Genomic DNA, 21,453 nt, shown 5'->3' with positions numbered 1-21,453 from the left:
AAGAGGCCCAGCTTTGCAACTGGACCTCTTTTAAAAAAAACAATAGGTATTTATAGATTGGGATTGTTTAATCTCGCGTCTGCCGGGTAAATAATGGTATATCGCGGATCGTTTTGTATCAATGTATAATTATCACCGTCAAAAGTATGAACGATTTGTTTTTGAGATGTTCTTCTCAAATCAAACCAACGTTGTCCTTCAACAGCAAACTCACGGTGTCTTTCTTCATAAATGAAGTTTGTTAAATCTGCAGCATTCATTGCATTAACTTCAATTTCAAGTTGTACATAAGCAGCTGCTGTGTATCTGTTTTTGATAAAACTTAAAACAGTTGTTTTTGCATCAGCAATGTTGTTCAGTTTTAATGACGTTTCTGCTTTTGTTAAATATAACTCAGAAGTTCTGAAAGAACATTTTTGATCAATATTTCCACCTTTTTGAATTCTGTAACGGCTTCCGCTTGCTAAGAAATAAAGAGGAAAACGTAAATCAGTTGTTTTGCTGTAAGCAGCAATTAAATCTGGTGAAGCATAAACGGCACCTTTTAAGTTGTTTATTAAACCATCTTCAAGAGCTAAAATAGATTCTTTTGAATCGTATTTTGTTGCGAATACAGGTGTAGCCTTTAAATCAACTAAAGCGTTGTTAATTGCTAACGCTTTATTTGCAGCGTCAAGCGATTTTTGCCATTGTTGTACATATAAATAAATACGGCTTTCTAAACTGTATAAAGCAACTTTAGAGAAACGGTAGTTTAAACCTTTTGTTTGAGAATCTTTGTTGATGAATTTTTCAGCTTCCTGAGTATCAGAAATAATTTGATTGTAAATTACTTCTACTGTCTGAGGTACGAAAGCTTGCTCTAAATCAATCTCTAACGCTAATGGAACTCCTTTGTCTGAACCTGCAGTTGCTGCATTGTAAGGTTTTCCGAAAAGGTTAATTAAATCAAAGTAAGCCATTGCTCTTAAAGCGTACGCTTCTCCAACTAACTGGTTTCTTTCTGGAGTTACATCTAATTTTTTAGACGCTTCGTTAATGATTACGTTCGTATAAAAGATAGTTTTGTATAAATCTGCATATTGAAAAGTAGTTGTAATACGATCCGGATTTGCATCTTTCCAAATATAAATATCTCTATAGTATGTTACGTCATCACTAAATTCATTCATCGTTAATTCGTCTGTACGAACTGCCGTTAATGATTTGTGTTCAGGATATACGTCGTATCCTTTTGTTAAAACTGCGCGGTACTGCTCTAATGTTTCCGGGATAACACGACCAACTGGTTGGATATCCAGATAGTCATCACAGCTTGTTACTGCAAGTGCTGCAGCAAAAAGTAGTATATATTTTGAGAATTTTTTCATCTTTATTTTTATTAGAAAGTTACATTACATCCTAAAGTGAATGACTTAGGAACTGGTTGTGCATAAATGTTTCCGAAAGTTTCAGGGTCAAAGTAACCTTTGTAATCAGAACTAATTACGAATAAGTTTCTGGCTTCAACATTAAGTCTGATGCTTGAAATGTTAATTTGATCTGTAAACGCTTTAGGGAATGTATAACCTAAACGCATACTGCTTAATCTCATATAACTCATTTCGCTAACCCATGTATCTAAATAATTGTAGGTTGTAATTTGATTTTGTCCAGAATACCATAGGTATGCCATATAAGAATCTCCTGTTCCTGAATCTTTACTTGTAATTCCTGGTAAGTTTGAAGATGTATTAGTTGGTGACCATGCATCTAAAATATCTCTACTGTAATTTTGTCCTCTGTCTACGATTGTTCCATTGTATGGAGGAGTTCTTGTTACAGTTTGTTTGATGTTGAATGAAGCAGCAATTGTTAAATCAAAATTACTTACTTTAAAAGTATTGGTAATACCTCCAGTAAACTTAGGATCTCTGTCTCCTAAATAAACAAATAAGTCTCTAAATTCAGCAGCTGATAAATTTGACTGCGCTAATTCTCCCGGGAAAATATCAGCAAATGGGTCATATAAACCAAAGAATGTTTGAGAGTTTACAGTTTCTCCTTTTTTGTTGATAAATAAAGGATATCCATTTTCGTCGATTCCGTTTGTTTTAAATCCAAATACAGCATTTACAGGACGTCCTTCTCTATTTGGCAGGTAATCTGTGTCACGAACTTCGATACGGTCTACATTACTTTTGTTATGAGAAAAGTTAATACTTGTATTCCATTGAAAGTTTGGACGGTCAATATTTTTTGTAGACAAAGTAATTTCGTAACCTTTGTTACTTACTTGTGCCCAGTTCATATTTGTATACTCAAAACCATTTTCTAATGGAAGTGCTCTTAAACCAATTAAGTCAGAACTTTTTCTTCCGTATAAATCAGTTACAAGGCTAATACGATTGTTGAATAAACCTATATCAGCACCAACGTTAGTATTAGTTGTTTTTTCCCAACGTAATTTTTCATTTGGCGGGCTCTGAACATCAATAATCTGCTCATTTTGTCCAGGTAAAATAATAGTTGTACCATTAGTACCCATTACGTAAGGAGAAGTGTTTTTGTCAATGTTTCCTTGTAAACCATAAGAAGCACGAAGTCTTAAGTTAGAAAGTGTTAGGTTATCTTTTAAGAAATCTTCTTCAGACACTGCCCAAGATGCAGATGTTGACCAAAGTGGTAAATATTTGTATTTAGGATCTACACCAAATAAATCTGAACCATCGTATCTCACACTTCCAAATACACTATATTTTCTGTTGTAAGTATAAGCTGCTGTAGCGAAGAAAGAAGCAAAAGCATTTTCATTTTCACTTTTAGCATATTGTTTATAATCAGATTCCTTAGCGAAACCAGCGTTAGGGAAAAGAATTGGCTGTGTAGTTAAATTTTTCTCATCAAAACCAAATCCTTTAGTTGAAACAGATGTTGTGTAGTTTCTTCTTAACTCATTACCAACCATTGCTTCGATTTCGTGTTTCTCAGCAATTTCAGTTTTGTAACTTATCATTGTTTTCAAGTTATACTGAAAAAAGTCTGTATTTGAGTTTTGAATAATTCCACCTTCCGGAAGGAAATAATTGTAAGCTCCGTTAGTAAAATAACGTGATTTTTCTTTTTGTTTTCTTGTGTAATAAGTTTCTTTTCCAGCAAATTTTTCGCTGGCAGTATTGTCTAATTGTAAACCTAATTGAGACGTTACTTTTAAGTCTTTAGTAACTTTATATTCAGCATCTAATAATGCTTTAATAGCTCTTGTTTTTAAATCGTAAGAAGTATTTGCTCTTTCTTCTAAGATGTTAAAAGGAACATAACGACCAGAATAACCAGCGATATCCGGATCATATTTATAACTTCCATCTTCGTTGTATGGAGTTAAATATGGATTTACGTTTCTTGAGTAATTAGATGGATTTGTAAACGCATCTGTATCTGTAAGATAAGATGTAGTTTTGTTTTCAGAACCAAAAATTCCAACACCAACTTTAAATTTATCTGTTATTTGATAGTTGTTTTTTAATGTTAAGTTGTAACGTTTGAAACCAGTTCCAATAGTTGCTCCTTTTTCATCATAGTATCCTAAAGAGAAATAATAATCTGATTTTTCTCCACCACCAGATAAACTTAAACCGTGCTGCGTGTTGATTGCTGTTTGGTATAATAAGTTACCCCAGTTTGTGTTGTTTCCTCTTAAAGAATTGATAGATTGTTGCGTTGCAGGGCTTAAAGAAGAAAATCCTCCAGCTCTGTAAGCATCTAGTTCACCAGCTCCGTTTAAGATGCGAGAAATATCTCCGCCAGTATCTCTGTAAGTTAAATCTGCACGGCTTGCCATGTTAAGTTCTAAATCAATTTTCTCGTTTGAGTTCATCAAGTTTAATTTAGAAAACTGAGGTCTCTGCGTGATAAATGTATTCGTATTGAAACTTACTACCATTTTACCAGCTTTACCTTTTTTAGTAGTTACCACGATTACACCGTTTGCAGCACGTGCACCGTAAATAGCCGTTGCAGCAGCATCTTTTAAAATCGTAATATCTTTAATATCGTCTGGGTTTAAACCTGCAATAGAATAGTTGCCTAATACGTCGATATTGTCTTTGTCAAAATTTTTAGGAACTTCATTTCCTTCTAATGGCAATCCATCAAGTACCCATAAAGGATCTTGTGTGCCGTTAAGAGAAGCTGTACCCCTGATTCTGATTTTAGCAGGCGCTCCAGGTGCTCCAGATGGTGTGCTTACAGCAACTCCGGCAATTTGTCCAACTAATAATTGGTCAATACTGGAAACCCCAGTCTGCTGGATTGCAGACATGTCGATTTTAGAAACCGCAGCAGTAAGTTTTCTTTTCTCAATTTTTTGGTAACCTGTTACAACAACCTCCTGAAGTTTTGCAGTTTCAGATGTTAAGTTGATCGTATAATTTTTTTGAGGAGAAAGTTCAAGAGTATACGATTTGTATCCCATGAATGTAACTCTCAAAGAAGTAATATTTTTAGAAATTTTCAATGTGAATTTACCGTCGAAATCAGTAGTAGTTCCGATTCCTTCACTTTGAATAATACCTGCCATAGCAGTTTTATTTGAGATCGAATTATTCTCAACAAAGATCGATGCACCAGGAATTGGCGACAAGTCAGCTTCATCTTGAATGATCCCCGTAATAGTTCGGGTTTCCTGCGCATATCCTGCGATGGCCAGGAACAGCAGTAGGGCATGTAGAATTTTTTTCATGTTTTGGGTTTGGGTTATGTATTAAAAGGTTGTATTGTTCAAAGCTTTGTCGATTCGTTGTATTAAATCGCGGTAATGATTTTGGGTCGATTCATCTCCGGTACTTCTTTTTGTTTTTAATAATTGAAGTACTTTTGTTAATTCCCCTTTTTTATCTGATGTTACTTCTGTAACTCTTTTTAAGAAAGAATTATTAATGTTTCTCGCCATATGTGCATCATCTACAGAACATAAATGAGGCATTTGTAATGTTTCTTGTATTTCGACGGGTTTTTTAACATCCGTTTTTTCAAATAATTTATTTGTTGAAATAATTAAAACATCTACATAATTCTTTTGTGTCATACGCTCCAGAATAGTAAGTGATTTGTTTTGGATAGTTCCTGCAAATACATTCTGATGCATTTTTTTAAACAATTCATTTACGGTAAAAACCTTCTCGTTGGTTTTATTTCGCTGATATAATTCATTCTCTGTCATTCGAAGTAAACGGTCATCGCTGAATAAACTATATATAACATCGTATTGTAATGCTCTTGACATTGTATATGGCGTGTACTCATAAGGCCCAAAAGGAGAATCTTTCAGCGGATTTGTTTTGTCTAAAACGTCATTAAAAAACAACCACTGCGGAATTGTAATTACATTTTTTACTAAATAATCTACTGCTCTTTTTTGCATTGCTGCAGGAACCGGAACATAACTCTGTTTGTTATCGCCGTGAACCGTTGGGTTTAAGTAAACACCGCCAATATTGGTTAATACATGACCATTGTATGTTTGCCATTGTCCGATAGCTCCAATATACAGTTTACCAGTTTCGTAGTAAGACTTATCTTTATCGTAGGACCAGTTTAAGATATTATCTACAACACGTTTTAAGTTTTTCAATCCGTACTCGCTTGCTTTTACAGCATCGTTTCCTAAATCTTCAGACTGTGAACGAGGATCGATTTGAGAGCCTTGCTCACCGTAAAAATAAATTGGGTCGTTTTGATGTTTTGTAATAGCTTCGTTTAGTCTTGCCGTTTCATTTTCGTTTGGACCGTACCATCTGTAACCCCATTCGATAGCGTATTTGTCGTACTCACCAATTTTTGGGGTAATTACAGTTACGTTATCTTCTGGTTGTGCTACATAATTGTAACGGGCATAATCCATGATAGAAGGTGCAGTGCCGCCCATTTTTGCCGTGAATTCTTTAGAACGTAAAGACTCAACATCATAAGCGAACGAAGCGCCCATATTGTGTTTTAATCCAAATGTGTGTCCAACTTCGTGAGACGATACAAAACGAATTGCTTCTCCCATGTGTTCGTCACTAAATACATTTCCTCTTGCTTTCGGGTCGATTGCTCCGGTTTGAATACGCATCCAGCTTTGAAGCTTAGTCATAACATTGTGCCACCAAATAATGTCGGCTTCAATAATTTCTCCGCTTCTTGGGTCAACAACCGAAGGGCCCATAGCATTGGATTGTGGTGATGCCGCATAGGTAATAACCGAATAACGTACATCATCAATGTCAAAGTCTAAATCTTTTTCAGTAGGTTCTTTTGCAATAATTGCATTTTTAAATCCCGCTTTTTCAAAAGCAACCTGCCAATCGTGTACGCCTTCAATAATATATTTTCTCCACTGTTTTGGGGTCGATGGATCAATATAATACACGATTGGTTTTTTAGGTTCTACTAATTCACCTTTCAAATATCGTTCTTCATCTTCTTTCTTAGGTTCTAAACGCCAGCGGGTAATCAATTCTTTTTCAAGCATTGCCTGCTGTGCATCGGTAAAATACCAATGCTTTTCAGAGAAGTAACCAATTCTGTTATCAGAAAAACGAGGTTTCATTGGAGTTTTATCCAATAAAATAATATTACTTGTCACACCAAGTGTAATTGGTAATGACGCTGTGCCTTCGACAAAAGAAGTTGAAAGCTGCGATTTTATTACAATGTTTTTTGGGAAAGCTTTTAAACCTTCTATATACGATAAATCAGATTTTACAGAACCTCCAATACCAGTGTTACTCAAAACATCATTGAAGCTTTTTTGTTTTCCGTCAAAAATCTTATTTACTTTAATTACTACAGCGCTCGAATCGTTGTTTTTGGTTTCAATATCAAAAACTTCAATAATAGATTCTGAGAAATTGTCAATTACAGATGCTGTAATGGCATCTTCTTTTGGTGAAGAAACTTTAGGAACATATGTTTTTACCCAAACTTTCTTTGCAATTGTATCTTTATAAAAAGAAATGATTTTGTTTTCATAATTCATTCCCTTATTTAAACCAGCTTCGTTAATCTGAAAAGGAACTTGTGATAATTTGTTTACAATCAGAAATTCTCTTTTAAACAAACTATCCTGAATTTCAAAATAAACATCAGTCTTAACCTGAATGATATTAAACAGTCCTTTTTTTAATGTGCCCTTTTTTATAAGGTCACTATATTTTTTTCCTTTTTTGGAATCAGTAGAATCTTTTACAACTTCAGTCTCTGTTTCTTTTTTCTTTTTCTTTTGCGAAAGAACTGTAACAGGAATGAATAATAATAAAATTAATAAGCAAAGTAATTTTACATTATGTAGGAATGCCTTTTCCCTCATTTTGGTGTTAAGTTTAAGTTAATTTTCATCGAAACTATTCGAATTTAGTTCAGAAAAAAAACAAAACGGAGTGAATGGCTTTTTTTTAGGAGTGAATGGATATTAAAGGTAAAATACAAACGAAATTGCCGTCTTTTTCTGAGGTTTTTAAATTGGTTCTGGAGTAGAAAGTATAGATGCTCGACAGGTATTTTAGACCAAAATTAGTGCTGGGTTCACTGTGAGCCTTTTTTTGAAGATTATTACTAATAATTACCTGATCTTTTTGAATCAGAATTTCTGTAGTCAACGGATTTTCGACCGTTGCCATATTATGCTTAATAGCATTTTCGACCACTACCTGAAAAGCCAGATATGGAATAAACTTATCCAAAGCTTCGTCGTCTTCGATTTTTATCGAAAAGAACAATTCTTCTTTAAAACGGGTTTGCTGTAAAAAGATGTATTTTTCGATAAATAATAATTCATCTTTTAAGGAAACGACATTTTTTTCCGGCGGATCAATTAAATAGCGATAGATACGAGAAAGATTCAATGTGAATTTCTGTGCCGTTTTTACATCGCTTCCCACTAACATATAAAGTGAGTTAAGTGAATTAAACAAAAAGTGCGGATTAATCTGCTCTTTTAAGTGCTGGAGTTGAATAAGTGCTTTTTCTTTTACGATTTTTTCGTTCTCAACCAGAAGTCGGTTTTTTTCTTTAATTGCAATTCCTTTTTCTCGGTACGCACGTCTGTTTGCATAAGAGAATAAATAGAAAATCAGCAATAACATTACAGTCGTAATTGAATATATCCATGTTGAATATTTTTCAATTAACGCTGTATTTTCGTTAATAATATTTTTGGGGAAACTGACACATACAAACCAATGTGAATTTCTAAGGTCTAATTTTTTTGTAAATCGAATAACATCCAGTCCTAAATATTCAGACATGGTGACTCTTTTTACATAATCCTGCTTTTTAGGAAATACAGTGTCAATTGCACGGGTAGAAGAAATTTCATAAATATTTTTTCCTATAAAATTCAATTCGGGGTGGTAAATACATCTTCCTGATTTATCAAATATAAAAGCATAATTGTTAGTCGATTTGATATTATCTATGCTGGAAAAATAATCAACAAGTTTTTTTAAGTTGATATCGTAACCATAACGAACAATCGTGTTTTTTGAAGTAAGTCTAAAATAAATTCTCCAGACCCATTCTTTTCCCTGCGGAATAATAACACTGATGTGATCCTGATCTTTATTTTTTTGGATAAAATCTTCTGCATCTTTTTTTAGAACATCCGAAATAGAATCTGTTCCAAACTGAATTTTATTATCGTTTATCTGAAACCAATTATCGGCTACCAATAAATTGGTGTTTTGAACCGAAGTCAAAACATGTAAGTTAGAAGCCAGTTCTTCTGGTTTACTTATTTTTAAAACGTACTTTATTCTGTTTTCCTGTTCCAGAAATTTCGAGAATTCCTGCGAAAAAAATTCCTGCTTTTTAATAAAGTTACGCTGTGCTGACTCTTCATTCGCTTTTTCGGTAAGATCAGTAATCAAATTACTTAATATATATACAGAAGAAACAGTAATGACAATAGTGACGCCTATATAAATTAAAAAGGCACGTCGGGATGTTATTTTTTTTAATCTAAATCTCAAATTGTTTTATAAATTAATTCGCAACCGAAAATTGAGAATCGTATAAGTTTTTATAATAACCATCAGTTTTCATTAATAATTCCTGATGTGTTCCTTGTTCCACAATTAAACCTTTGTCCATAACTACGATTTTATCTGCATTTACAATTGTCGCCAATCGATGCGCAATAATAATCGAAGTTCTTCCTTTTGTAATCGTTTCTGTTGCACGTTGAATCAATTCTTCAGAATAGGTATCAATTGACGAAGTCGCTTCATCCAAAATCAAAATACTCGGATTACTTACATAAGAGCGTAAAAATGCAATTAACTGTCTTTGTCCGGACGAAAGCATAACGCCGCGTTCTTTCACATCAAAATCGTAATTATCAGGAAGACTCATAATAAAGTCATGAACACCAATTTTCTTTGCCGCATCCAGAACCTTCTCACGTGTAATTTCAGGATTATGAAGCGTAATATTATTGTAAATCGTATCGGCAAACAAAAATACATCTTGTAAAACCACCGCGATTTGTTTTCTTAAAGATGCCAAAGTGTAGTCTTCGATATTTTGTCCGTCAATGCAAATCGTTCCGCTGTTGATTTCATAAAAGCGATTCAGCAAATTGATAATCGTAGATTTTCCTGCTCCCGTAGAACCTACAATCGCAACAGTTTGTCCACGATCTACAGATAAATCAATTCCTTTTATTACTTCTTCTTCCGGAATATAACTAAAACGAACTTGTTTAAACTCGATGCTTCCGTTAAAAACCGGAGCTTCAATTTTTCCTGTATCCTGAATATGATCTTCAGTATCGATAATATCAAAAACACGATTGGCAGCAATCATTCCTAATTGCATCTCATTGAATTTATCCGCAATTTGACGAAGCGGATTAAAAAGCATTCCGATAAACATGGTATACGAAAACAAATCTCCAAATGTTGTAAAGTTATCTCCATTCAAAATTTTGAATCCGCCAAAAACAACCACTAAGCCTAAAGTAATCGACGAAATAATATCAGCAATAGGGAAGAAGATCGAGTTGTATAAAATGGTTTTAATCCACGCAACTCTGTGTTTGTCATTAATAACCCTGAAATTTTCGGCTTCGATTTTTTCACGGTTAAAAAGCTGAACAATTTTCATTCCCGTAACGCGTTCCTGAACAAAGGAATTCATATTGGCAATCTGCGTTCTTACTTCCTCAAAAGCAACCTGCATTTTACGCTGAAAAATTCGGGTAATGTAAACCAGAATCGGCATTGCAACAACCACAATCCAGGTCAGTTTCCAGTTCATGTAAAACATAAAAATCAAAACCACGAGCATTTTCATCAAATCACTTATAATCATAAACAATCCCTGACTGAAAATACGTGCAATCGATTCAATATCTGAAACAGATCTGGTAACCAATTGACCAACCGGAACCAAATCAAAATATTTCATTCTAAAACTTAAGATATGTTTGAAAAGTTTGTTCCGAATATCTTTTACAATATCTTGTCCAAGCCAATTCGCCCAATACACAAAATAAAACTGAGAGAAAACTTCCATCAACAAAACGCCTCCCATTAAAATAATGTATAATAGTAAACCTTCTTTGTCGTGTGTCTTGATATAGCCGTCGACCGTTTGCTTTAATAAGTAAGGCCTAAGTGCTGCAAATATGGAGAGCGAAACCGCAAAAATAATAACGCCGTAATAACGCCACTTATAAGGTTTCGTATATTTTAAAATTCGTTTAAATAAACCAGTATCAAATGCTTTTGCTTTCATTTTTTTTGATGCTTTAAGCTTTAGGCTTTAGGCAATAGGCTTTTTATAAAGTGCTTAAAGCTTACTGCTTAAAGCCTATAGCCTACAGCTATAAATAATCGTAATAAATTTTGGTTAAATACAAACCATGCGCCGGAACCGAAAATCCGGCTTTTTCCCTGTTTTTGCTGGCGATAATATTTTCAAAATCAGCCAGCGTAATTTTGTGTAATCCTATATTAATCAAAGTTCCCACAATTGCCCGAACCATATTTCGTAAAAAACGATTCGCCGAAATTGTAAAAACCAGTTTGTTGTTTTCATTTTTCCAATACGCCTCAAAAATCGTGCAGTCAAAAGTATTAACATCTGTATTCACTTTCGAAAAACACTGAAAATCGGTATGTTTTAATAAAAGCTTCGCTGCCTCGTTCATTAAATCAATATCCAGCTTTTGATTTACATACCAGCTTAATTCTTCTAAAAACGGATTTTTTACTGTATTAATATGATATTCATACGTTCTTTTTGTAGCGTCAAATCGGCAATGCGCATCGTCGTGAACGGGAATAAGATTATAAACCGCAATATCTTTTGGTAAATAAGAATTCAGCTTGTGCACCAAAACCGGAATGTCAATTGATTTTTCAAGATCAAAATGCCCGTACATTTCCTCGGCATGAACACCAGTATCTGTTCTTCCGGCACCCATCACATTTATCTCTGTATTTAATAAAACCGAAAGTGCTTTATTTAAAGTTTCCTGAACTGATGAAGCGTTAGGCTGAAACTGCCAGCCATGATAATGAGTTCCGTTATAAGCAAAATGAATAAAATATCTCATTGTGAGGTGCAGAGGTTTTGAGGTGCAAAGGTACAAAGGTTTTTTTTAAAAGTTGCTAAGGTTGTAAGGTACTAAGATGCTAAGTTTTTTTGGGTATGTTATGTAGAGACGCACAGCAGTGCGTCTAACGCTAGATTGGTTTTAAAAAAGGTTCTAAGATTCTAAGATGCTAAGGTTCTAAGTTTTTTATACTTTATGATTTGTAGAGACGCACAGCAGTGCGTCTTACGTCAGATTGGCAAATTGTATATATATAATAGGTATAATTATTTCCGCTATATTTTTAAAATCGATAAATACCCATTTTAATAAAACTTAAAAACGAAACTTGAGCCCTTAGCTTCTCAGAATCTCAGAACCTCCTCAAAAAACTGTTAACTCCCAAAATGCAAATCATAGTTTGCTCAGCTAAAAATCGTGTCAGAAATTGACAATTCCAACGATATAATTAAAATCATTTTTTAACATTTTTAGCAAGAAAATTCCAAATGTTAATTTTTAAAATTTTTCATTTTAACACTTCATATTTCTCCTATGTTTGCACAACTAAATATCAAAAACTATGAATGAAATTACTTCTTATTGGTGGATACTTTTAATATTATTTGCCATTGTTTTTTACAAATTTATTTTACGTGTCTTCTTCGGAATGGTAATTGTTCCAGAAGATAAAATTGGTTTAGTGACCAAAAAATTCGTTTTATTTGGAACAGACAAATCATTACCGGATGGCCGAATTATCGCCACAAAAGGCGAAGCCGGTTATCAGGCAAAAACATTGGCTCCGGGTTTATATTGGGGAATGTGGATTTGGCAGTATTCAATCGACATGACTGGTTTTACATTAATTCCGGAAGGAAAAATTGGACTTGTTTTAAGTAAAGATGGAAAAGAAATTCCAACCGGAAGAATCTTAGCAAGAAGAGTAGATAGTGATAATTTTCAGGATGCAACTGCCTTTTTAGACAATGGAGGTCAAAAAGGACGTCAGACTGCTTTTATCACAACGGGGTCTTACCGTATTAATACATTTTTATTTGAGATTGTAATTGCAGATCAAATTAAAATTTTTGAAAACATGATTGGTATTGTAACCGCTTTGGACGGTGAACCAATTCCGCAGGGACAAATTGCGGGTAAATTTGTTAACGATCATAATAACTTTCAGGATTTTGATAAGTTTTTGGAACATGGCGGAAACCGTGGTTTACAGCCTCAGGTTATGTTAGCCGGTTCTTACTATATCAATACTTGGGGAGTTTTAATTGAGCAAAACCCAATGACAGATGTGCCAATTGGTTATGTTGGAGTTGTGATTTCTTATATTGGAGAAGACGGACAAGACGTAACCGGAGATACTTTTAAACACGGTAACATTGTTTCAAAAGGACAGCGTGGTGTTTGGATGGAGCCTTTTGGACCTGGAAAATATGCGTTGAATAAATACACGACAAAATTAGAAGCGGTTCCAACAACGAACTTAGTTTTAAACTGGGCAAACGCACGCAGCGAATCACATGATTTAGATAAAAATCTTTCTACAATTACGGTTCGTTCAAAAGACGGTTTCCCATTCAATCTTGACGTAGCACAGATTATTCACGTTCCGGCAGCAGAAGCACCAAAAGTAATTGCACGTTTCGGAAGTATGAACAACTTGGTTTCTCAGGTTTTAGAACCTACGATTGGTAACTATTTTAGAAACTCGGCTCAGGACAGCGATGTGATTTCGTTTTTGACAACCAGAAAAGAGCGTCAGGAATCGGCTAAAAACCATATTAAATTAGTACTTGATGAATATAACGTAAACGCAGTTGATACCTTAATTGGAGATATTGTTCCGCCAGATTCATTAATGAAAACTTTAACCGACAGAAAACTGGCAGAAGAAGAGCAAAAAACATATCAAACCCAAAGAATGGCGCAGGAACAGCGTCAGGGTATGGAGAAAGAAACGGCGATTGCTGATATGCAGAAAGAAATTGTTCGTGCATCACAAAGTGTTGAAATAGCTCAGCGTACTGCAGATGCTACAGTTAAGAAAGCAGAAGGGGACGCAACGAGTTTGAAACTGAATGTAAACGCAGAAGCAGAAGCTACAAAAATGCGTGCCAATGCAGAAGCCGAAGCAACAAAAGCAAGAGCAGGAGCACAGGCTGAAGCAACTAAATTAAATGCGAGTGCAGAAGCTGAAAGAATTTCGAAAACCGGTCTTGCAGAAGCTGAAAAAATTATGGCAATTGGTAAATCGACTGCCGAAGCATACCAGCTTCAGGTTAGCGCAATGGGCGGCGATAATTTTACAAGATATAAAGTAACCGAGGAAATTGGTAAAGGAAACATCAAAGTAATTCCAGATGTTTTAATTTCTGGAAATGGCGGTTCAGATGGTTCTATCAGTGGTTTATTAGGTTTGAAACTAATGGAAATGATGGATACCAAAGACTCTAAAGATTTGAAGGAAGTTAAAAATCAAAATCCGAAGAAATAATAATTATTATAAAATGTTAAACGTTAGATGTGAAATGAAAAGACATCGTATATCGTAGAGACGCACCGCAGTGCGTCTAACACATAGTTTGAAACCGATTTGCACCAGCAGATCGGTTTTTTTTATGTTTAAAAGAAATGAAAACCATACGAAAGCCGTACTGCGGTGCGCCTCTAAAGAAAAACCTTTGTATCTTTTAAAACCAATCTGGCGTAAGACGCACTGCTGTGCGTCTCTACATAAATACAGACGTAAAAAACTTAGAATCTTAGCAACTCAGCATCTTAGCCCCTTTTAAAAAACCTTTGTATCTTTGTTTCTTTGAACCTTTGTCCCTTAAAAAAAGAATGAAAAAAATCCTTCTGCTTTCCGATACTCACTCTCATATTGATGATGTTATTTTAAAATATGTTGCACAAGCAGATGAAGTGTGGCATGCTGGAGATATCGGTGATTTACATGTTACAGATACTATAAAAAAGCTAAAACCACTTCGATGTGTTTACGGAAATATTGATGATGCGCAGGCAAGATTAGAATTTCCACTTCATAACAGATTTTCATGCGAAAATGTTTCCGTTTGGATTACGCACATTGGAGGTTATCCGGGAAAATACAATCCAAGTATTAGGGAAGAAATGGCTTCGAATCCGCCAAAGTTATTTATTTGTGGACATTCGCATATTTTAAAAGTGATGTTCGATAAAAAGAACAACCTATTACACATGAATCCGGGTGCAGCGGGAAAAAGCGGTTTTCACCAAATGCGAACCATGCTTCGTTTTGTTATCGATGATGATAAAATAAAGGATTTGGAAATTATCGAGATTGGTAAAAAATAAGGCTTTATGAAATTGGAACTTTTATTTTTATGGATGTTCCTGTATTTTCATCTGCTCTCGAAATAATAGAAAAGTTTCCTTTTAGTTTTTTTATTCTCACCCGAATTTGGTTTAAACCAAAACCTTCAATTTCATTTAGTTTTTCGGCATTAAAACCTATTCCATTATCGTGAATAATAATGATTAACTGATTGTTATTTTCGTGTATTGAAATTTGGGCTTTTTGTGCTTTGCTGTGTTTTATAATATTGTTGAATAATTCAGAGACAATGAAATACAGTTTGGTTTCAAATTTTTCAGAATATCGTGTATCTGTTGCAGCAGAACTTGTAAACTCAAAATGAATGCTCGAATTAGAGTTTCTCTCACATAAATCTTCTAAAGCATAAATCAACCCAAAACGAACTAAAAGAGTAGGCACAAGGTCATGCGAAATATCACGCAGCAAATCGTGGACTTCTGATAAAATAGCTTTTGTCTTTTGAATTTCTTCTGATTGGATATTGTTTTTAGTCGTAAAAACATTCAAATGTAATCCTGCAGAAGAGAGAAGCGAATTGATATTGTCATGTAAAAAAGCTGCAATCTTTTTTTGTTCGGTTTCCTGACTGTCAATCCCTGCATTTATAACATCTAAAAGGATTTTTTGTTTGGTGTCTTTTCGCTTAATTTTTTGCTTTAGTTTATTGTTTTGATAAACCAGATAGAAAAGAAAAAATAAAATAACGATTAGAACAATAAATAGGCTTACGACTTTTTTGTTTCGTAACTGTTCTCTTTTTGATTGCTCAGAAAACTCTTTTTTTGCTGGTTTTACAAGAGAAATGTTAGGTTCTTTTAGTGTTGTATTTTGCTGACCGAAAACCTTGTCTCCAGTAGAGATAAGTATAATAATCGATATTAAAATTCTAATAAAAAACATATTTCGGGATATTATTCTCTTGATTTTTAATTTACGGGTTTATTAGGTTGTTTTTTAAAGCATACTTTACAAGCCCAATTGTATTTTTTATATTGAGTTTTTTCATAATATTCTTGCGATGCGTTTCGACTGTATTTATACTGATAAAAAGCTGTTCGCTTATTTCTTTTCCACTGTATTCTAAGTAGATAAGTGTTATGATTTCCATTTCCCTCGGACTTAAGATTGGATTTTCAGTATAAACATTCTTGCTTAATTTTGGATTGTTTTGAGAGAACGTGCTAAAGATTTTTTCCCGCACCGCATCCGAATAATATTCCTGATCCTGATATACGGCATCGATAGCTTCAATGATATTTTCGCCTGCGCATTTTTTGGTCAAATAGCCTTTGGCGCCCAGTTTCATTACTTCTTTAATGATTTTTAAATCATCATAACTCGATAAAATAATGACTTTACAAGGGAATCCTTTTTGACTGAACTCTTTCAAAACTTCGATTCCGTCTTTTTGCGGCATACTGATATCTAAAACTAAAATATCGGCCTGATCCCGAACCACATCATCATATATAGTGAGACCATTCAATGAACTTCCGGCAATTTCAAAATTTGGAACCGTCTGCAGTAAATTGGTGAGTCCGTCAATAAGAACCTGATGATCATCAGCAAGGTGTATCTTTATTTTATCTGACATAAATAATTTTGAACAAAAAGCAAATTTATGAATAAATTATCTTACAAAATTGATTTTCGAAAATGATTTCAGATTTCTCACTTTACAGTAAAAATTAAGCACAAAAAAACCCGAATATAAATTCGGGTTCTCTTCGCACAAAAAAATTAAGTTTATAGGTTTATCTCAAACGATCTACAGATTTTACAAGATCTTCGTCCTTCTTGATGGCCTTATTAGCAAGAACTAATAACACGATAGCAACAATAGGAAGAAACATCCCAATACCTTTCTCTGATACAATTGTTGTTGTATCTCCAGATAAATTTAGAGAGCGGTAAACAAATAATCCTAATAAAATTAAATTTAATATTATGTTCAGTCGGTTCATCACAAACTGATTTTGTCTCTTTTTGTATGAAATAATACTAACAATCGTAAGCATTGTGCTTAAGCCTAGTAAAATTGTGTAAAACTGGTCTTGCATAAAATAGAAAGCTTTTCCAGTATTTAATGTCCAAAGCGGCATAAAAAACATTAAAACCCCTGTAACAACAAAGGTAAGAATTAGATATACGGTTTGAATTCTTTGTATCATGATCTAAAATTGTTTTACAAAAATATATTTTCTTTTTTTAAAATACTATTGTATGATTAAATTTTATTCGTATTATTGCATCATAATACCGTAAGCACTTCATACTGCGGGCAATTGAAAAAAAATATCTACCTATTCTTTTTACAGTATTTCCTTTAAAATAATTAAACTCATAGAACAATTCATGTTTGATATTTCTGCATTAAAAGAAATGAAGCTTTCTGAGCTTCAAGAAATAGCTAAATTAGCTAAAACTATAAAGATTAATGGCGTTAAAAAAGATACTCTGATTACTCAGATATTAGCGCACCAGGAGGCGGCATCAGCACCGCCAGCAGAAACTATTGCAGAAAAGGAAGCAAACAGTGACAAACCAAAAAGAGCACGAATTGCTCCGGTTAAAAAAACAGTCAGTAAAAATGCTCCTGTTCTTGAATTTGATAGTGTAGAGGTAACTCCAAAGGAAATTGAAACTCCTGCGGCTGTAGAAGAAAAGCAGACAGCACAAACTGAAGAAGCTGTCGAAACTAAAACTCCAGAGAAAAAAGGACCTAAAATTGTAAAATTTAATAAGTCAGCTTATGAAAAAAAGGTCGCTCAACAAAAGGAAAAAGAAGCTGTAAAAGAAGTAGTTTCTACTGAAGAAGTTACAGAAAATGATACAACAGCACCAGTTGCTGAAAAAACTGAAAATACTGCCCCGGTTAAAAAGATTAATCCTAATCAGAATAAAAACCAAAATCCTAACCAGAATCCGAATCAAAACCAAAACCCAAACCAAAATGGGAACGGAAACGGAAATAATGGGAATCAAAACCAGAATCAAAATCATAAAAATAAAAAGAACAATAATTTCAGGGATTCAGATTTTGAATTCGACGGAATTATCGAAAGTGAAGGTGTTCTTGAAATGATGCCTGATGGTTACGGATTTTTACGTTCTTCTGATTATAATTATTTAGCTTCACCGGATGATATTTATTTATCAACTTCACAAATCAGATTATTTGGTTTAAAAACCGGAGATACTGTAAAAGGTGTGGTTCGTCCTCCAAAAGAAGGCGAGAAATTTTTCCCTCTTGTTCGCGTATTAAAAATCAACGGACATGATCCGCAGGTGGTTCGTGACAGAGTTTCTTTTGAACACCTGACGCCAGTTTTTCCTTCTGAAAAATTCAAATTAGCCGAAAAAGGCAGTTCTATATCAACCCGTATTATCGATTTGTTTTCTCCAATTGGAAAAGGGCAGCGTGGAATGATCGTTGCACAGCCAAAAACGGGTAAAACAATGCTTTTAAAAGACATTGCCAACGCAATTGCTGCTAATCACCCGGAAGTTTATTTGATCGTTCTTTTGATCGATGAGCGTCCTGAGGAGGTTACAGATATGCAGAGAAGTGTTCGTGGAGAAGTTATCGCGTCAACTTTTGACAGAGAACCACAAGAACACGTGAAAATTGCTAATATCGTTCTTGAAAAAGCAAAACGTTTAGTTGAATGCGGACACGACGTTGTTATTCTTTTAGATTCTATTACACGTTTAGCAAGAGCTTATAATACAGTTCAGCCGGCATCTGGAAAAGTATTAAGTGGAGGTGTGGATGCTAATGCATTACAAAAACCAAAACGTTTCTTTGGAGCAGCCAGAAATGTTGAAAATGGAGGTTCGTTAAGTATCATCGCAACTGCATTAACAGAAACAGGTTCTAAAATGGATGAGGTGATCTTTGAAGAATTTAAAGGAACAGGTAACATGGAACTTCAATTGGATCGTAAGATTGCGAACAAACGTATTTTCCCTGCAATCGATCTTACTTCTTCAAGTACACGTCGTGACGATTTATTACTTGACGAGAAAACATTACAAAGAATGTGGATCATGCGTAAATATCTTTCAGATATGAACCCTGTAGAATCTATGGATTTTGTAAACGACCGCTTCAAGAAAACAAAAAATAATGAGGAGTTTTTGATTTCTATGAATGACTAGAGGAAGTTGCTAAGGTTCTGAGATACTAAGATTCTAAGTTTTTTTTTAAAGATTCTAAGATATAAACAAAAAGGGATGAGTTTTATAAACTCATCCCTTTTTTATGTTGTGAACTAAATTCAAAGAAAAAAAATTTAGAATCTTAGCATCTTAGTAACTTAGAATCTTACTTAATCGGTTTATCAACCACCGGTCTATTCTCTCTATTCGCTAACTCCCAAGCCAGGACAAAAGCCAGTTTTGTTCTTTTAGTTAAAGCATCGTATTCGATTTTTTGAGGTTCGTCGCCTTTTCCGTGATAATCTTCGTGAACTCCGTTGAAGAAGAAAATTGCAGGAATACCATGTTTTGCGAAGTTATAGTGGTCAGAACGTTCGTAAAAGTGATTTGGATCTGCAGGATCATTAAATTTAAAATCTAAGTCCATTTTGATGTATTTTTCATTTTGAGCTACAACCGCATTGTGTAAGTCAGATGATAATCTGTCGGCACCAATTACATACACATAATTGTTTGTGTTTGCATGCTCAACATCACGACGTCCGATCATATCAATGTTGATGTCTGAAATCGTGTTTGCAATTGGAAACAAAGGATTTTCAGAATAAAAACGAGATCCGTGTAAACCATGTTCTTCACCAGTTACGTGTAAAAACAAGATAGAACGTTTTGGTCCGTGACCTTGTTTTTTAGCTTTCGCGAAAGCCTTAGCCATTTCGATAACCGCAACAGTTCCAGAACCATCGTCATCGGCTCCATTATACACTTCACCATCTTTAATACCAACGTGATCGTAGTGAGCTGAAATTACCAAAACTTCATCCGGTTTTTCAGAACCTTCGATGTAAGCCCAGATATTTTCAGAATCAGGTAAATTTTGATTACGTTTTGCATTTAAATACGATGCAGGAATGTGCTGATAATAATCAGATGCACCTTTTGGGAATGATACGCCGCTTTTTTTGTATTGCTCGATCATATAAAGACCCGCTTTTTTCTGTCCTGGAGATCCAGTTTCACGACCTTGCATTTCATCAGAAGCAACCGTATAAAGCATTTTTTTAAGGTCTTTTTCAGAGATAAGTTTCACGTATTTCGTTGGATCTGAATTATCCTTCGAAGCAACAGACTGCGCATTTTTACATGAAAACGCCGAAGCAATTAATAATAGAATTACAATTTTTTTCATTATAGTATATTAGTGTAAATTGATAAATGTGTATAAAACATAAAACGTTAGTAAAAATAGAATAAAAAAGAAGTTAATAAAGAATAATATTACGCTTTTAACAAACGATACTATTCTGCTTTCTCCATAAAAACGATGGTGCGCAGGATAAAAATAGTAACACATCCAAATTGTGCCTACAACATTAACGATACTTGCAATAAAGCTGATCGGGCTGTCTTCTCCAAATAATCCAACCATTCTTTCTACGATAAACATAATAAGGAAAATGAGCAGTAAAAACGAGAAATAATGCAACGTAAAAATGCCGTGATCAAAATAATACCATTTCTTTTTGTTATGGAAAATCCATAGAAAGAAAGCGAAAAACGGCATGATTATAAACAGGATTTTGGGAATATTATGGAAAAACGATTCAATGAATTTTGTTACAATTTCTCTTTTGGTATTATTCTCTGTAACATGAACTGATTTTTCATAAAGCCAGTATTCAAGCTCGGAGAGTTTTTCATCTTCCTTACCATACTTTTGAATCGAATCGATTTCTTTCATCGTTTTTAATTCAAAATGGGTTTTGTACTTACTTTTAACACCATCTTTATCCTGATTAATGAGTTTTGTAGAAATTTCTTTTTCACCTTTACTAATCTGATCGCCTACTTTACTTGGAAATATGGCAATTAAAAGAAAAGTAATAAAACTGATAAAAATATAAAGACGAACGGGCGCTAAATAAGATAATCTTTTTCCTGAAAGATATTCTTTTGTCAGCGTTGCCGGCTTAAAAAGAAGGTTTCGTATGGTTTTCCAAAAAGCATTTTCATAATGCGTTAAATCTTCAAAGAAGTGAATAAACAAATGGTGAAAAGTTTTTCTGGAATCTGAATTTTCCTGTCCGCAGTTTGGACAAAATTTTTGCTCAACAACATGCCTGCAGTTTAAACAGGTTTTGTCTTCTCTAATTTTGTTATGTGACATTGGTTATTTTTGGTTGATTTTATTTTGGTTATTGGTTTGGCCGTTTTTTGCCCACGGATTATATGGGTTAAACGGGTTGACGCTGATTTTTTTGCCACGAATTACACGAATTTGCACGAATTATAATTTTTATAATTAAAAAAATCAGTGTAAACCCGTTTAATCAGTGTCATCCGTGTGCCATAAAAA

The 21,453-nt window shown here is 34.1% G+C and carries 14 protein-coding genes; 3 read left to right on the top strand and 11 right to left on the bottom strand.

Annotated features, from left to right (window positions below; genetic code table 11):
• Nucleotides 1-50: 50 nt before the first annotated feature.
• From J2Y38_RS01520 to truA, 6 genes are all read right to left on the bottom strand, one after another.
• On the bottom strand, nt 51-1,370 hold the full coding sequence (locus J2Y38_RS01520) for a RagB/SusD family nutrient uptake outer membrane protein (protein ID WP_256635546.1): 1,320 nt from the start codon (nt 1,368-1,370) through the stop codon (nt 51-53).
• Between the two features lie 11 nt (nt 1,371-1,381).
• Entirely contained in the window at nt 1,382-4,720 is a 3,339-nt protein-coding gene (locus J2Y38_RS01515; protein WP_309838937.1) for a SusC/RagA family TonB-linked outer membrane protein, read from the bottom strand.
• Between the two features lie 21 nt (nt 4,721-4,741).
• On the bottom strand, nt 4,742-7,330 hold the full coding sequence (locus J2Y38_RS01510) for a zinc-dependent metalloprotease (protein WP_309838935.1): 2,589 nt from the start codon (nt 7,328-7,330) through the stop codon (nt 4,742-4,744).
• Between the two features lie 85 nt (nt 7,331-7,415).
• A complete protein-coding gene (locus J2Y38_RS01505; RefSeq protein WP_309838933.1) occupies nt 7,416-8,990 on the bottom strand; it encodes a histidine kinase in 1,575 nt (524 codons plus the stop codon).
• A 13-nt stretch (nt 8,991-9,003) separates the two neighbouring features.
• Complete coding sequence (locus J2Y38_RS01500; RefSeq protein WP_309838931.1) at nt 9,004-10,758, bottom strand: ABC transporter ATP-binding protein; 1,755 nt, start codon at nt 10,756-10,758, stop codon at nt 9,004-9,006.
• A gap of 88 nt (nt 10,759-10,846) precedes the next feature.
• Nucleotides 10,847-11,581: a tRNA pseudouridine(38-40) synthase TruA gene (truA, locus tag J2Y38_RS01495; protein WP_309838929.1), complete on the bottom strand. Its 735-nt coding sequence runs from the start codon at nt 11,579-11,581 to the stop codon at nt 10,847-10,849.
• Between the two features lie 562 nt (nt 11,582-12,143).
• Here truA and J2Y38_RS01490 point away from each other — a divergent pair.
• Complete coding sequence (locus J2Y38_RS01490) at nt 12,144-14,072, top strand: SPFH domain-containing protein (RefSeq protein ID WP_309838927.1); 1,929 nt, start codon at nt 12,144-12,146, stop codon at nt 14,070-14,072.
• A gap of 347 nt (nt 14,073-14,419) precedes the next feature.
• On the top strand, nt 14,420-14,914 hold the full coding sequence (locus tag J2Y38_RS01485) for a metallophosphoesterase family protein (protein WP_309838925.1): 495 nt from the start codon (nt 14,420-14,422) through the stop codon (nt 14,912-14,914).
• 4 nt (nt 14,915-14,918) lie between these two features.
• Here J2Y38_RS01485 and J2Y38_RS01480 read toward each other — a convergent pair whose 3' ends face one another.
• The 3 genes from J2Y38_RS01480 to J2Y38_RS01470 all read right to left on the bottom strand — a co-directional run bounded on the left by J2Y38_RS01480 (nt 14,919) and on the right by J2Y38_RS01470 (nt 17,107).
• A complete protein-coding gene (locus J2Y38_RS01480; protein ID WP_309838923.1) occupies nt 14,919-15,836 on the bottom strand; it encodes an ATP-binding protein in 918 nt (305 codons plus the stop codon).
• Nucleotides 15,837-15,867: 31 nt separating this feature from the next.
• Nucleotides 15,868-16,530 carry a response regulator transcription factor gene (locus tag J2Y38_RS01475; protein WP_309838920.1) on the bottom strand — a complete coding sequence of 221 codons (663 nt, stop codon included), beginning with the start codon at nt 16,528-16,530 and terminating at the stop codon, nt 15,868-15,870.
• 160 nt (nt 16,531-16,690) lie between these two features.
• Entirely contained in the window at nt 16,691-17,107 is a 417-nt protein-coding gene (locus tag J2Y38_RS01470) for a DUF4293 domain-containing protein (RefSeq protein ID WP_053471698.1), read from the bottom strand.
• 184 nt (nt 17,108-17,291) lie between these two features.
• Between J2Y38_RS01470 and rho the strand changes: the two genes are divergently transcribed.
• Nucleotides 17,292-19,097, top strand: a complete 1,806-nt coding sequence (gene rho / locus J2Y38_RS01465; RefSeq protein ID WP_309838915.1) for a transcription termination factor Rho — start codon at nt 17,292-17,294, stop codon at nt 19,095-19,097.
• A gap of 166 nt (nt 19,098-19,263) precedes the next feature.
• Here the strand turns inward: rho and J2Y38_RS01460 are convergent, their stop codons facing one another.
• Nucleotides 19,264-20,286: a M28 family peptidase gene (locus tag J2Y38_RS01460; protein ID WP_291146442.1), complete on the bottom strand. Its 1,023-nt coding sequence runs from the start codon at nt 20,284-20,286 to the stop codon at nt 19,264-19,266.
• 9 nt (nt 20,287-20,295) lie between these two features.
• A complete protein-coding gene (locus J2Y38_RS01455; RefSeq protein WP_309838912.1) occupies nt 20,296-21,264 on the bottom strand; it encodes a DUF3667 domain-containing protein in 969 nt (322 codons plus the stop codon).
• Nucleotides 21,265-21,453: the final 189 nt, after the last annotated feature.

This window comes from Flavobacterium sp. 2755 (assembly GCF_031455715.1).
Classification (GTDB): domain Bacteria; phylum Bacteroidota; class Bacteroidia; order Flavobacteriales; family Flavobacteriaceae; genus Flavobacterium.
Note: the sequence above shows the minus strand (reverse complement) of the source record. Positions and strands in the feature narration are given on the sequence as shown.

Coding starts and splice junctions, on each gene's coding strand:
- J2Y38_RS01520 (WP_256635546.1), bottom strand. CDS start 1,370: ATGAAAAAATTCTCAAAATATATACTACTTTTTGCTGCAGCACTTGCA.
- J2Y38_RS01515 (WP_309838937.1), bottom strand. CDS start 4,720: ATGAAAAAAATTCTACATGCCCTACTGCTGTTCCTGGCCATCGCAGGA.
- J2Y38_RS01510 (WP_309838935.1), bottom strand. CDS start 7,330: ATGAGGGAAAAGGCATTCCTACATAATGTAAAATTACTTTGCTTATTA.
- J2Y38_RS01500 (WP_309838931.1), bottom strand. CDS start 10,758: ATGAAAGCAAAAGCATTTGATACTGGTTTATTTAAACGAATTTTAAAA.
- truA (WP_309838929.1), bottom strand. CDS start 11,581: ATGAGATATTTTATTCATTTTGCTTATAACGGAACTCATTATCATGGC.
- J2Y38_RS01490 (WP_309838927.1), top strand. CDS start 12,144: ATGAATGAAATTACTTCTTATTGGTGGATACTTTTAATATTATTTGCC.
- J2Y38_RS01485 (WP_309838925.1), top strand. CDS start 14,420: ATGAAAAAAATCCTTCTGCTTTCCGATACTCACTCTCATATTGATGAT.
- J2Y38_RS01480 (WP_309838923.1), bottom strand. CDS start 15,836: ATGTTTTTTATTAGAATTTTAATATCGATTATTATACTTATCTCTACT.
- J2Y38_RS01475 (WP_309838920.1), bottom strand. CDS start 16,530: ATGTCAGATAAAATAAAGATACACCTTGCTGATGATCATCAGGTTCTT.
- J2Y38_RS01470 (WP_053471698.1), bottom strand. CDS start 17,107: ATGATACAAAGAATTCAAACCGTATATCTAATTCTTACCTTTGTTGTT.
- rho (WP_309838915.1), top strand. CDS start 17,292: ATGTTTGATATTTCTGCATTAAAAGAAATGAAGCTTTCTGAGCTTCAA.
- J2Y38_RS01460 (WP_291146442.1), bottom strand. CDS start 20,286: ATGAAAAAAATTGTAATTCTATTATTAATTGCTTCGGCGTTTTCATGT.
- J2Y38_RS01455 (WP_309838912.1), bottom strand. CDS start 21,264: ATGTCACATAACAAAATTAGAGAAGACAAAACCTGTTTAAACTGCAGG.